The 13188-nt window shown below is 72.6% G+C and carries 13 protein-coding genes; 2 read left to right on the top strand and 11 right to left on the bottom strand.

The genetic code is table 11. The annotated features are described in order from the left end of the window. Positions 1-67 precede the first annotated feature (67 nt). Together QWJ41_RS00405 and QWJ41_RS00400 are read left to right on the top strand one after the other, a co-directional pair. Positions 68-826, top strand: coding sequence for a MerR family transcriptional regulator (locus QWJ41_RS00405; RefSeq protein WP_302705134.1), 759 nt, complete (start codon positions 68-70; stop codon positions 824-826). A gap of 36 nt (positions 827-862) precedes the next feature. Continuing rightward, a complete protein-coding gene (locus QWJ41_RS00400) occupies positions 863-1753 on the top strand; it encodes an NAD(P)H-binding protein (RefSeq protein WP_302705133.1) in 891 nt (296 codons plus the stop codon). Here QWJ41_RS00400 and QWJ41_RS00395 read toward each other — a convergent pair. From QWJ41_RS00395 to QWJ41_RS00345, 11 genes are all read right to left on the bottom strand, one after another. Further along, positions 1704-2768, bottom strand: coding sequence for a cytochrome d ubiquinol oxidase subunit II (locus QWJ41_RS00395; RefSeq protein ID WP_302705132.1), 1065 nt, complete (start codon positions 2766-2768; stop codon positions 1704-1706). The genes QWJ41_RS00400 and QWJ41_RS00395 overlap by 50 nt on opposite strands. Further along, entirely contained in the window at positions 2768-4183 is a 1416-nt protein-coding gene (locus tag QWJ41_RS00390) for a cytochrome ubiquinol oxidase subunit I (RefSeq protein ID WP_302705131.1), read from the bottom strand. The genes QWJ41_RS00395 and QWJ41_RS00390 overlap by 1 nt, the downstream gene beginning before the upstream one ends. Positions 4184-4256: 73 nt before the next feature. Continuing rightward, positions 4257-4964, bottom strand: a complete 708-nt coding sequence (locus tag QWJ41_RS00385; protein WP_302705130.1) for a CPBP family intramembrane glutamic endopeptidase — start codon at positions 4962-4964, stop codon at positions 4257-4259. Positions 4965-4980: 16 nt separating this feature from the next. After that, on the bottom strand, positions 4981-6465 hold the full coding sequence (locus QWJ41_RS00380) for a DEAD/DEAH box helicase (protein WP_302705129.1): 1485 nt from the start codon (positions 6463-6465) through the stop codon (positions 4981-4983). 237 nt (positions 6466-6702) lie between these two features. Next, a complete protein-coding gene (locus tag QWJ41_RS00375; RefSeq protein ID WP_302705128.1) occupies positions 6703-6897 on the bottom strand; it encodes a CsbD family protein in 195 nt (64 codons plus the stop codon). Positions 6898-6992: 95 nt separating this feature from the next. Beyond that, on the bottom strand, positions 6993-8486 hold the full coding sequence (locus tag QWJ41_RS00370; protein WP_302705126.1) for a flavin-containing monooxygenase: 1494 nt from the start codon (positions 8484-8486) through the stop codon (positions 6993-6995). Between the two features lie 68 nt (positions 8487-8554). Next, the gene (locus QWJ41_RS00365) at positions 8555-9301 is read right to left on the bottom strand and encodes a glutamine amidotransferase (RefSeq protein ID WP_302705125.1); all 747 of its coding nucleotides are present in this window, start codon (positions 9299-9301) and stop codon (positions 8555-8557) included. 10 nt (positions 9302-9311) lie between these two features. Continuing rightward, complete coding sequence (locus QWJ41_RS00360) at positions 9312-10472, bottom strand: CaiB/BaiF CoA transferase family protein (RefSeq protein ID WP_302705124.1); 1161 nt, start codon at positions 10470-10472, stop codon at positions 9312-9314. A gap of 164 nt (positions 10473-10636) precedes the next feature. Further along, entirely contained in the window at positions 10637-11410 is a 774-nt protein-coding gene (locus tag QWJ41_RS00355; RefSeq protein ID WP_302705123.1) for an amino acid ABC transporter ATP-binding protein, read from the bottom strand. Further along, a complete protein-coding gene (locus QWJ41_RS00350; RefSeq protein WP_302705122.1) occupies positions 11407-12267 on the bottom strand; it encodes an amino acid ABC transporter permease in 861 nt (286 codons plus the stop codon). The genes QWJ41_RS00355 and QWJ41_RS00350 overlap by 4 nt, the downstream gene beginning before the upstream one ends. Beyond that, positions 12267-13172, bottom strand: coding sequence for an ABC transporter substrate-binding protein (locus QWJ41_RS00345; protein WP_302705121.1), 906 nt, complete (start codon positions 13170-13172; stop codon positions 12267-12269). The genes QWJ41_RS00350 and QWJ41_RS00345 overlap by 1 nt, the downstream gene beginning before the upstream one ends. Between the last annotated feature and the right edge of the window lie 16 nt (positions 13173-13188).

Raw genomic sequence — 13188 nt, 5'->3', positions numbered from 1 at the left:
GATTGTGACACTATTACTGTCAGTGTCGTCAAGGACCATGACGACCGGGATGGTCGGAAGGAGTGTGATGGGCACCACGTCGGAGTCCGGGGCCGTGGGCCTGCTGACCCTCGAGGAGCTCACCGCCCGGGTCGGGATGAGCGTGCGCAACGTGCGCTTCTACACCACCAAGGGCCTGGTGCCGCCGCCGATCCGCCAGGGCCGCTCGGGCTACTACAGCGACGACCACGTGGCCCGGCTCGAGCTCGTGCGCGAGCTGCAGGGCCACGGCTTCACGCTCTCGGCGATCGAGCGCTACCTGGCCGCGGTGCCCGACGAGGCCACCCCCGAGCAGATCGCGCTGCACCGCACCATGCTCGCTCCCTGGCAGGCCGAGGCCACCGAGACGATGACCCACGCCGAGCTCGCGACCCGGGCCGGGCGCGGCCTCGAGGACGACGACGTGGCGCTGCTGGTCGCGCTGGGCATCGTGCGCCGGCGCAGCGGCAGCGACCTGCTCGACGTCACCCCCACCCAGCTGACCGTGGGCCTGGGCCTGCTCGACCTCGGCTTCCCCACCGCCGCCGCGACGGCCGCCGCCGAGGTCTACGCCCGGCACGGCCGCCAGGTGGCCGAGGAGCTCAACGAGCTCTTCCGCACCGTGGTGTGGCCGGCCTACAAGGAGGCGGGCGCCTCGGCCGAGACCGTGCGCGAGGTCGTCGAGCGCATCAAGCCGCTGTCGATCTCGAGCCTGGTGGCGGCGTACGAGGCCGCGATGGACCAGACCCGGCGCGAGCAGATCCGCGCCCGCGCCGACCGCGCCGGTCGGGGCTCCACCGCTGGGTGACCCCGACGCAGGGGTCGAGTCCCTAGTGTGGGACCCATGAGCCTCACCGTCCTGGTCACCGGCGCCACCGGATTCGTCGGTCGCCGACTCGTCCCCGCTCTCGTCGAGGCCGGCCACCAGGTCAAGGCCATGACGCGGCACCCCGACACCTACGAGGGCCAGGGCGACCCGGTCTTCGGCGACGTCAACGACCCCGGCAGCCTCGCCGCTCCGCTCGAGGGCGTCGACGTGGCGATCTACCTCGTGCACTCCCTCGACGACAACGACTTCGAGCGCAAGGACGCGGAGGCAGCGAAGACCTTCGCCCTGGCCGCGGCGGCCAACGGGGTGCACCAGATCGTCTACCTCGGCGGGCTCGGCAAGGAGGGCTCGCAGCTCTCGCCCCACCTGCGCTCGCGCCGCGAGGTCGAGAAGCTGCTGGCCGGCTCCGACGTGCCGGTCACCGTGCTGCGCGCCGCGATCGTCGTCGGCGCGGGTGGCATCTCGTGGGAGATGACCCGCAAGCTGGTCAAGAACCTGCCGGCCATGGTGGTGCCCAAGTGGGCCGCCACCCTGACCCAGCCGATCGCCCTCGACGACGTGATCCGCTACATCGTGGGGGTCACCGGGCTGGAGAAGGCCTACGGCCAGGTGCTCGAGATCGGCGGCGCCGACCAGCTGAGCTACGTCGGGATGATGCAGGAGGCCGGCGAGGTGATGCTCGGCCGGAAGGTGCCGGTGCTGAAGGTGCCGGTGGGCACCCCCCTGCTCTCGTCGTGGTGGATCAAGCTGATCACCGGCGTCAACGCCACCACCGCCGGCAACCTCATCGACTCGATGGGCACCGAGGTCGTCCAGACCGACTACACCATCCGCGACCTGGTGCCCGGCGAGCCGCTCACCTACGCCGAGGCCGTGCGTCGGGCGCTGGAGGAGGGCCCGCGCTGACGGCCCGCTCCTCGGGGGCACCGCTCCAGGCCTGGGTCTGGGTCAGCCACAGCAGGTAGGCCAGCGACGGGAGCACCAGCACCACCGCGAGGCCGACCGCGACCAGCAGCCCCTGCAGCGTCGCAGGGGCGCCCGCGGCCTGCGCGAGCGTGACCTCGTCGACCAGCAGCCACGGGTACTGCGCGACGCCCCAGCCGCTGACCACCGACGCCACGGCCAGCACCGCGCTCCAGCGCGCCGGGCCGAAGCGGCGTACGGCGACGAGGGCCACGGTGGTGGTGCCGGCGACGAACGAGAGCAGCACCAGGGGAAGCGCGCGGCCCGTGAGCCCGGCCCACAGCGTGGGTGCGTCGTCGTGCAGCGGCACCAGGGCCGCGAGCACCACCGCTCCGGTGAACAGGCCCACGACCAGCACCCGGCGACGGAGGGCGTCGGAGAGCCCGGTCTTGCCGGCCCGGGCCGCGTCGGTGACCAGGAAGACGCCGGCCAGGAACGCACAGGTGCCCACGGCCACGATCCCGCCGACCAGCGACGTGGTGCCCGTCCAGGACGACCACGGGTCGCCGTCGCCCTGGGCGGGCACCCGCCCCGAGGCGATGGCCCCGGCGACGGTGCCGAGGAAGAAGGGCGTGACCACCGACGAGGCGGCGAAGACCACCCCGAAGAACCGCGCCTGGCCCAAGGTGGCGGCGTACTTGCGGAACGCGAACGCCGAGCCGCGCAGCACGATGCCGACCAGGGCCAGGACCAGCGGCACCGCCAGCGTGGTCGCCACCGCGGCGAAGGTCGAGGGGAAGCCCGTCCACCACACGACGAGCACGAAGATCAGCCAGACGTGGTTGGCCTCCCAGACCGGGCCGATGCTGTGGTCGACCTGGCGCCGCAGCTCGGCACCTCGTCGGGTCCCGCCCGCGGTGAGGTCGTAGAAGCCGGAGCCGAAGTCGGCCCCGCCCAGCACGGAGTAGGCCACCACCCCGGTGAACAGGGCCGCGGCGACCGCGATCTCGAGCCCCATCAGCGCTGCTCCTCCGCGTGCTCCAGCTCGGGGCCGTAGGGGCTCGGCAGGCTCTCGTCGCCCGCCCGCCAGCGGCGGGCCATCGAGCGCAGCACCAGCACGGCGCCCACCGTCATCGCGGCGTACAGCACCGCGGAGGCGCCCAGCACCCACCACAGCGCGGTGGAGCTGTTGCCCGCGGCCTCGGTCGTGCGCATCACTCCGTAGACCACCCAGGGCTGGCGACCCACCTCCGTGGCGATCCACCCGGCCTCGAGCGCCACCACGGCCAACGGCCCGGCGGCCACTGCGGCCCGCAGCAGCCAGGTGCCGCCGCGCGCCTCCGGGCGCAGGAGGTCGTGCCCGCGCCAGCGAGCGACCCAGTAGACCAGGGCGAGCAGCGCCAGCGCGGTGCCGATGCCGACCATCGACTGGAAGGCCAGGTGGGTGATGTTGACCGGGGGCTGCTCGTCGGCCGGGATCGTGTCGAGGCCCTGGACCGGGGCGGTCAGCGAGTTCCTCGCGATCAGCGAGCCCAGGTAGGGGATGTCGATCGCCCAGCGCACCTCGCCGTCGACCAGCAGCCCGCCCAGCCGCAGCGGCGAGGGGCTCTCGGTCTCGGTGGCGAGCTCGAAGGCGGCCAGCTTCGCCGGCTGCGTCTCGGCCAGCCGCGAGCCGAGCAGGTGCCCGATGGCCGGCTGGACCAGCGCCGCCACCGAGGCGAAGGCGAACGGGACCGTGAAGCCGAGCCGGTGGTGCCGGTCGCGTCGGCCCCGCAGCATGCCTGCGGCGTACACCGCGGCGATCGAGAAGCCCGCGACCATGAAGGCGGCGACCCACATGTGCAGGAACTGCAGGAACACGCCGCTGTTGAACATCGCGGCCCACGGGTCGACGTCGGTGACCTCGCCGTCGACGATGCGGAAGCCGGTCGGGTTGTTCATCCAGCCGTTGACCGCCAGCACGCTGAAGGTGCCGGCGACGCCGGTGATGGCCATCGGCACCAGCATCAGCAGGTGCCGGCGCGGCGGGATCCGGCCCCAGCCGTAGAGGTAGATGCCCAGGAAGATCGCCTCGAGGAAGAAGGCGACCCCCTCGAAGGCGAAGGGCAGCCCCAGCACGTCTCCGAAGCGACCCATCAGCCCGGGCCACAGCAGCCCCATCTCGAAGCTCAGCACGGTGCCGGACACCGCACCGATCGCGAAGAGCACCGCGGAGACCTTGGCCCAGCGCCGGGCGAGCACGAGCGCGAGCGGGTCGCCGCGGTAGACCCCGCGCCAGTGCATCACCAGGATCATGGTGGGGAAGGCGACCCCGAAGCAGGCCAGCACGATATGCCAGCCCAGCGAGAGCGCCATCTGCTGCCGCGCGGGCAGGAGCCCGGCCGGGTCGGGTATGTCGGCCGCGAGGGTGGTCAGTCCGGTGAGAAGGTCCACGACGTCGACGCTACGACGACGAGCCCGCCGATCCCAGACATTGTGAACGGATTCACGAAGTCGTGGGGCGGGGTCAGGACAGGAAGATCAGCGGCAGCAGGAAGAGCATCGACAGCGACCAGGTCAGGTGGGTCAGCACCGGGGCGAGGATGCCGCCGGAGGCCCGGCGCTGCAGGCCCACCACGACGCCCAGCAGCACGGCCGCGAAGCCGAGCATCACGTTGCCGGTGGCCAGCGTGGCGACGGTGTAGGCCACCGAGGTCACTGTGACGGGGTGCTTGGTCACCGCGGCGTAGCCCGCTCCGCGGAAGAACAGCTCCTCGGCGACGCCGTTGAGCGCCGTCACCACGACGAGCAGCCCGATCGGGGTCTCCTCTGTGTAGCGCAGCACGGAGCGGATCTGGCTGACCAGGGGGTCGGCGAAGGGGATCTCGCGGATCACCAGGGCGCCGGCGACGAAGACCCCGACCAGCAGCGCCCCGAGCAGGATCGGGGAGAGCACCGGGCGGCGCAGTCCGTCACCGCGCGCGATCCGCCCCAGGTGCAGCGGGCCGGAGGTGAAGGCGCCCACGGTCCACACCCCCGCCAGCACCAGGGTCAGCAGGTAGAACTGCTGGCTGCCCGGGTCGGTGCGCAGCGTGAAGCCGAGGACGACCGCCCCGACGAGGACGAACCCGATGGTCACGAGCTGGCGACGGCGCAGCGCCGTGGGGGTCTGGCGCTGGTCGCGTGGGACCATCTCCCACAGGCTGCGGCGTACGAACTCGCGCACCGGGCTCATCCTCTCGTCGGGTGGATCAGCGCACCCCTGCGCTGAAGCTCGCTGCGTTGTGGGAGCCACCACCGGCGGGACGACCCCCGCCGCGGCGGGCGGCGGGCTTGGCGCCCTGCTTGGCGGCCGGCTTCGAGCCGGGCTTGCCGCCCTGGCGCGAGCCGCCCTGGCCGCCCTGGCCGCGCGGGCCTCCCTGGGCGCCCGCGCCCGAGCCGGAGCCCGAGCGGCGACGGTTGCGGTTGCGGCCGCCCCCACCGCCGCCAGCCCCGCCGTTGCCGCCGCCACCGGTGGAGCCGGTGGCCGGACGCGGGGCCTCGACGACGATGCCGCCGGGCACCAGCACCCGCTCGCCGGGGGCGAGCTGGGAGAGGACCGGGTGGCCGAGCGCGTCGACGCGGGTGATGGTCGGCTTGATGCCGGCGGCCCGGGTCAGGTCGCGCACGTCGCGCTCCTGCTCGGGGGTCATCAGGGTGATGACGGTGCCGGCGGCACCGGCACGGGCGGTGCGGCCCGAGCGGTGCAGGTAGGCCTTGTGCTCGGCCGGCGGGTCGGCGTGCACGACCAGCGACACGTCGTCGACGTGGATGCCGCGCGCGGCGATGTCGGTGGCGACCAGCGTGGTGGCCTTGCCCGAGTGGAAGGCGTCCATGTTGCGGGTACGCGCGTTCTGGCTCAGGTTGCCGTGCAGCTCGACCGACGGGACGCCGCTCTTGTTGAGCTGGCGGGCCAGCGCCTTGGCGCCGTGCTTGGTGCGGGTGAAGACGACCGTGCGGCCCGGGGCGCTGGTCAGGTCGACCAGCACCGGCACCCGGTGCTCGCGCGGCATCCGCAGCACGTGGTGGTCCATCTGGACGACCGGCGACTGCGCGGAGTCGGCCTGGTGGGTGACGGGCTGGCTCAGGTAGCGCTTGACCAGCACGTCGATCGCGTTGTCGAGCGTGGCCGAGAACAGCAGGCGCTGGCCGTCGCGCGGGGTCGCGTCGAGCAGGCGGCGCACCGCGGGCAGGAAGCCGAGGTCGGCCATGTGGTCGGCCTCGTCGAGGATGGTGACCTCGATGTCGTCGAGGCGGCAGTGGCCCTGCTTGATGAGGTCCTCGAGACGACCGGGGCAGGCGAGCACGATGTCGGCGCCGCGCTTGAGGCCGGCGACCTGCGGGCCCTGGCCCACGCCGCCGAAGACGGTCTGCATGGTGAAGCCGTGCACCTTGGCCAACGGGGCCAGCGACTCCTGGATCTGGGCGACCAGCTCGCGGGTCGGTGCCAGCACGAGCGAGCGCGGCTTGCCGGAGCGCGCGGTGCGCCCGGAGGCGGCCAGGCGGGCCACCAGGGGCAGCAGGAAGGCGTAGGTCTTGCCGGAGCCGGTGCGACCGCGGCCCAGGACGTCGCGTCCGGCCAGCGAGTCGGGCAGCGTGGCGGCCTGGATCGGGGTGGGGCTGGTGATGCCGGCCGCGTCGAGGACGCGGGTCAGGTCGGTGGGGACGCCGAGATCGGCGAAGGAGGGTGAAGACACGTTAGGACTACTCACTGTTGGCGTGTCTCGCCAGAACGTGCTGCGCTCGATGTGACGCACAGCAGCCTCTCGCAGGAGAGGGACGCAGCGCCGAGGCGCGCGGGGGGCCCGAGGCAAGACTGGACGGGCTGCTCCCCAGCATAGGGGGAGCAGCCCGGGACGACCCATTCGACGCAGGGTGTTCCGCGCCACTACCGCCGCGGCGGTCGAGCGCGGGTCACCACTCGCTACCTGCTGCTACTTGGTGAAGCCGTCCTTGATGTCCTTGCCGGCGTCCTTGATCTTCTCGCCGGCGTCCTTGACCGAGGCGGAGGCCTGGTCGCCCTTGCCCTCACCCTCGAGCTCGGGGTCGTTGGTGGCCTTGCCGGCGCCCTCCTTGCCCTGACCCTTGAGGTCCTCGGCCTTGTTCGACGCCTTGTCAGCAATGCCCATGGTGTTACCTCCTGGTAGCGGATGACGTGCCCCCAATGAACCAGGCACCCCTCCACCCCTGCTCACCCCCGCGGTTGACCGCCCGGCGGGAGGGGTCAGCGGAAGACCAGCACCCCGTCGTCGATCTTGTCGTGGCGGATCGTGCGCAGGTCGGTCAGGTAGTTCTGCTTGAGCATCCACGGCGCTCGGTCGCCCTGGCGGGGCAGCTGGTCCAGGGCGCGCACGACGTACCCGGACTGGAAGTCCATGAAGGGGCGCTCGCCCACCGTGGGGTCCTTGTCGACGACGAACATCGAGGCGCCACGCTCGCGCATCTCCTCGAGCACCCGTACCGCGAAGTCGGCGACCAGGTCGGCCTTGAGGGTCCAGGAGGCGTTCGTGTAGCCGATCGTGTAGACGAAGTTGGGGATGCCCGAGAGCATCAGCGACTTGTAGGCCATCGTCTCGTGCATCTTGACCTCGGCGCCGTCGACGCTGAAGCGGATGCCCCCGAAGGCCTTGAGCTTCAGGCCGGTCGCGGTGACCACGACGTCGGCCTCGAGCTCCTCGCCCGAGCTGAGCCGGATCCCCTTCTCGGTGAAGGTCTCGATGGTGTCGGTGACCACGGAGGCCTCGCCCTTGCGGATCGAGCGGAACAGGTCGCCGTCGGGCACGAAGCACAACCGCTGGTCCCACGGGTTGTAGGCCGGACGGAAGTGCGTGTCGACGTCGAAGCCGTCGGGCAGCTGCTTGACCGTCTGGTCGCGGATCAGCTTCTTGCCCCACTCGGGCTTGCGCTGGAAGAGTTGGTAGGACACCACGGCCTCGAGGATGTTCTTCCACCGCACGACCGGCTGCTTGAGCTTGGCGGGCAGCCGCGAGAGCTTCGCCGCGACCGGGTCGGTGCCCGGGCGGGTCAGCACGTACGACGGCGAGCGCTGCAGCATCGTGACGTGCTCGGCGGTGCCGGCCATCGCGGGCACCAGCGTGATCGCGGTGGCGCCGGAGCCGATCACCACGACCTTCTTGCCCGAGTAGTCCAGGTCCTCGGGCCAGAACTGCGGGTGCACGACCTGGCCGCCGAACTCCTCGACGCCCGGGAACTCCGGGGCGTGGCCCTGGTCGTAGTCGTAGTAGCCCGAGGCGCCCCACAGCATCGAGCAGGTGATCTGCTGCTCGCGACCCTCGTGCTCGTAGGTCACCGTCCAGCGGCGCTCGTCGCTGCTCCACGACGCGGCGCTGACCCAGTGGTCGTAGCGGATGCGGCGCTCGACGTCGTACTCGCGGGCCACGGTGCGCACGTAGTCGAGGATCAGCCCGCCGTCGGCCAGCGCGGTGTCGCTGGGCCAGGGGCGCCAGCGGTAGCCGAAGGTGAACATGTCGGAGTCGGAGCGGATGCCGGGGTAGCGGAACAGGTCCCACGTGCCGCCGCTGGCGCTGCGGCCCTCGAGGACCGCGACGCTGGTGCCGGGGACCCGCGAGAGGACCTGCGCGGCCGCGCCGATGCCGGAGAGGCCGGCGCCGACGACGAGCACGTCGACGTGCTCGACCTGCGCCTCGGCCTGCTGGGCCTGGTCCTCGGGGGCGGGGGTGGGCTCGGGAGTGCTCATGGTCGAGCACGGTAGTCGAGATCCGGCTCTATTGACAGATGTTCAGCAAGGATTCCGGGTGGGCCCGGTCACCGGGCGAAGAGCTCGACGAAGCGGGCCAGCAGCCGGGGCGGCTCGCTCACCGTGGCGGCCCGGGCGGCCGCCAGCGCGTCGTCGAGCCCGCCGGGCGCGGTGTAGCCGTGGTCGCGGTAGATCGTCAGGCGGTGCACCAGCCCGTCGACGTCGAGCTCGGGGTGGAACTGGGTGGCGTAGACGTGGCGCCCGAGCCGGAAGGCCTGCACCGGGCAGGTGGCCGAGCCGGCGAGCAGCACCGCGCCCTCGGGCAGCCGGCTGACCGCCTCCTTGTGGCCGACGAAGGCGTCGAAGCGCGCCGGCAGCACCCCGAAGAGCGGGTCGGCGACCCCCGCCTCGCTCAGGCGTACGTCGACCGCGCCGACGGGCTCGCCGTGGGTGCGGTCGACCAGGCCGCCGCGCAGCGAGCCGAGGGTGCCGATGCCGTAGCAGGCGCCCAGGAACGGCGTGTCGGCCCCGATCACGCGCAGCGCGAGCGCGCGCAGCTCGGCCTCGACCCGGTGCTGGGTCGCGCTCTTGACCTCGGGCGGGTCGGAGAGGTTGAAGGGGCTGCCGCCCAGGACGATGCCCGACCAGTCGGCGGGGTCGACCGGTCCGCCCAGCTGCTCCTCGAGCGGCGCCCGCTCGAGCCGCACGCGCCGCAGCCCTGGCTCGTCGAGACCGGCGCAGCGGCGCATGGCGTCGTACTCGCCGTCGGCAGCGTCGTCCTCGGCACGGGTGCCGAGGAAGAGGAAGGGCCGCACGCCGCGCAGACTAGTCGGCCTGCACCGCGACCCCGCGCTCGAGGAGCCCCTCGACGTCGGCGACGCCCCACGCGGCCAGCGCCTCGCGGGTGTGCGCCCCGGCCCTCGGCGCGGGCGGGAGGTCGAGGGTGGCGGCGGTGCGCGAGAAGCGCGGCGCGGGCTGCGGCTGCGCGATGCCGTCCTTGGTCACGAACGTCTCGCGAGCCTGCAGGTGCGGGTGCTCGACGGCGCGGCTGAGCGGCACGATGCCGGCCACGCAGGCGTCGGTGCCCTCGAAGAGCTCGACCCACTCGGCCTGGGTGCGCTGGGCGAAGGTCTCGGCGAAGAGGGCGCGCATCTCGTCGTACCGCTCGAGGTCGAGCTGGCCCGGGCAGCGCTCCTCCACCCCGAGCAGGCGCACCAGCTCGGCGAAGAACTGGGGCTCGAGCGCGCCGACGCTCATGTGCTCGCCGTCGGAGGTCTCGTAGACGTCGTAGAAGGGGGCGCCGCCGTCGAGCAGGTTGGCGGCCCGCTGCTCGCTGAAGGTGCCCGAGGCCAGGAACGCGGCGCCCATGGCGTTGAGGTGGGCGGTGCCGTCGACGATCGCGGCGTCGACGACCTGGCCCTGGCCGGAGACCTTCGCCTCGAGCAGGGCCGCGAGGATGCCGATGACCAGGTAGGTCGACCCGCCCCCGAAGTCGCCGACGAGGTTGCCGGGGAAGTGCGGGCGCGACCGGTCCTGGCCCAGGCCGTGGAGGGCGCCGGTGATGGCGATGTAGTTCATGTCGTGCCCGGCCGCGGTGGCCAGCGGGCCGTCCTGGCCCCAGCCGGTCATCCGGCCGTAGACCAGGGCGGGGTTGCGCTCGTGGCACTGCTCGGGGCCGAGCCCGAGCCGCTCGAGCACGCCGGGGCGCATGCCCTCGACGAGCACGTCGGCGCCCTCGACCAGGTCGAGCACGGTGGCCACGGCCTCGGGGTCCTTCAGGTTCAGCGCCACGCTGGGTCGACCCCGGTTGAGCAGGTCGTGGCTGCCGCCGGTGAGCATCTGCCCGCCCGGGCGCTCGACGCGGATCACGTCGGCGCCGAGGTCGGCCAGGATCATGCAGGCGTGCGGGCCCGGCCCGATCCCCGCGATCTCGACGACCTTGACGCCCTTCAACGGGCCCGTGCCCCTGCCCAGCTCGATGCTCATGGCGTGCATCCTGACAGCATCGCTGTCACGGTGCCAGGGCCGGTCTCACGAGCGGCCGGTGGGAGTTTTGTCGGCCGGCCGATGAAGCTCTCGGGTGGCCGATGAAACTTCATCGTCCCGCCGCCAGGTTCGTCGGCCGGCCGATGAAACTCCCGCGGCGCGGCTCAGTGCCCGCCGGGATTTAGCACGCGGCGCAGGAAAGCCCGGGTGCGCTCCTCGCGCGGGTCGGCGAAGATCTGCGCCGGCGGGCCCTGCTCGAGGATCCGCCCGCCGTCGAGGAAGGCGACCTTGGTGGCGACCTCGCGGGCGAAGGCCATCTCGTGGGTGGCCAGCACCATGGTGGTGCCGGCCGCGGCCAGGTCGCGCACGATGCCGAGCACGTCGCCGACCAGCTCGGGGTCCAGCGCCGCGGTGACCTCGTCGAGCAGCAGCAGCGTCGGCTGCGTGCAGAGCGCGCGTACGACGGCAGCGCGCTGCTGCTGCCCGCCGGAGAGCCGGTCGGGGTGCTTGTCGGCGTGCTCGGCCAGCCCGAAGCGCTCCAGCAGCTCGCGGGCCCGCTCGCGCGCGGCGCGGCGGCCCAGGCCGTGGGCGTGGCGCGGGGCGAGCGTGCAGTTCTCGAGCACCGTCAGGTGCGGGAAGAGGTTGTAGGCCTGGAAGACCATCCCGATGCGCCGGCGCACCTGCATCGGGTCGACGCGCGGGTCGGAGATCTCGCGGCCCTCGAAGGTGATCACCCCGTCGTCGATCTCCTCGAGCAGGTTGAGGCAGCGCAGCAGCGTCGACTTGCCCGAGCCCGACGAGCCGATCAGGCAGACCACGTCGCCGGGCTCGACGCGCAGGTCGACGTCGTCGAGGACGACCCGGTCGCCGTACGACTTGCGCAGGCCGGCCACCTCGACCAGCGGCCCCGGGGGCGGGGAGTGCGTCGGCGCGCTCACAGCGCCCCCGCCCGCTCGCGCTCGGCGACCCGGCGCTGCAGCCAGTCGGTGAACCGGGCCAGCGGCACCGTGAGCACGATGAAGAAGAGCGCGACCACGACCAGCGAGGTGTAGTTGAAGTTGTAGGAGGCGTAGTCGCGGGCGGCGAAGACGCCGTCGTAGACGCCCACCAGCGAGACCAGGGCGGTGTCCTTCTGCAGCGAGATGAAGTCGTTGAGCAGCGGAGGCACGACACGGCGCACCGCCTGGGGCACCACCACGTGGCGCAGGGTGCGCACCGGGCCCAGCCCCAGCGCCCGGGCGCTGGCGATCTGGGAGGGGTGGATCGACTCGATGCCGGCGCGGAAGACCTCGGCGACGTAGGCGGAGTACGACAGGATCAGCGCGACCGTGGCCCAGACCAGCCGGTCGTTGGTCAGGCCCTGCAGCTCCAGCGCCGGCACGCCGAAGCCGAGCAGCACCACGAGCAGCAGCGTCGGGATGCCCCGCATCACGTCGGTGAACCCGACGGCCACGATGCGCAGCGGCGCCAGCCACGCCGAGCGGGTGCCGCGCATGATCGCGACCAGCAGGGCGAGCACCAGGATCGCCGGCTCGGCGACCAGGAAGATCCGCACGTTGAGCCAGAACGCCTCGAGCACCAGCGGGAAGGACTCCTTGGCGTCGGACCACGAGAAGAAGGTCTCCTGCACCCGCTCCCAGCCCGGCGAGAGCACCAGCCCCAGGCCCAGCAGCGCGAAGACGACGACGGTCGAGGCGCTCGCGGTGCCGGAGCGGCGTACGTGCAGGCGGCGGCGCTCGGCGCGCCGGGCGAGCTCGCGCTCGCTGGGACGCCAGGCCGCGGGGCTGGCCGGCACTACTGCAGCTCGGGCACGCCGACGACGTCGGAGAGCCACTCCTGCTCGATGTCGGCGAGCTCGCCGTCGGCCTCCATGGCCGTCATGGCGGCGTCGACGCAGGTCACCAGCTCGCTGCCCTTCTCGAAGAGCATTCCGAACTCCTCCTGCTCGCCGGTCTCGGGCTGGAACTGCCCGACGATGGTGCTGCCGGGGATCTCGACGGCGGAGATGTAGAAGGCGGTGGGCAGGTCGGCCAGCACGGCGTCGACCTGGTCGTTGGCCAGCGCCTGCTTGGCGGCGTTGGTGTCCTCGAAGACGGCCGGCTCGACCTGGGGGTCGACGATGTCGCGGATCGCGGTCAGCGAGGTGGTGCCGGTCTGCGCGCCCAGGCGCAGGTCGGCGAGGTCCTCGAGGCTGGTGGCCTCGGCGCCCGCGGTTCCCTCGAGCGCCACGACGGCCTGCGCGGCCTGGTAGTAGCCCTGCGAGAAGTCGACGACCTCGGCGCGCTTCGGGGTGATCGAGATCTGGTTGATGTCGAAGTCGAAGTCCTTGGCGCCGGGGGCGTAGGAGGTGTTGAAGGGCACCCGGACCCACTCGACCTCGTCCTCGGAGAAGCCGAGGCGCTCGGCCACGGCGTAGGCGACCGCCGACTCGTAGCCCTCGCCGTTGGTCGGGTCGTTGTCGGCGAACCACGGCTCGTAGGCCGGGGAGTCGGTGCCGACGGTGAGGGTGCCGGGCTCCTCGAGCATGTCGTCGGTGACGCAGGTGGCCGGGTCGACCTCGGCGGCGGGCTCCTCGGAGCCAGCGTCGGAGCCAGCGTCGGCGGCGGTGGTCGGCTCCTCGTCGGCGGGCGCGCAGGCGACCGCTCCGAGCAGCAGGGGCAGGGAGGCGAGGGCGGGGACGACCGCAGACCGGCGCAGCATGGACGAATCGTAGGAC

This window comes from Nocardioides cremeus (genome assembly GCF_030518195.1).
GTDB classification, from domain to species: Bacteria; Actinomycetota; Actinomycetes; order Propionibacteriales; family Nocardioidaceae; genus Nocardioides; species Nocardioides cremeus.
This window is presented reverse-complemented; position numbering and strand designations above follow the sequence as displayed.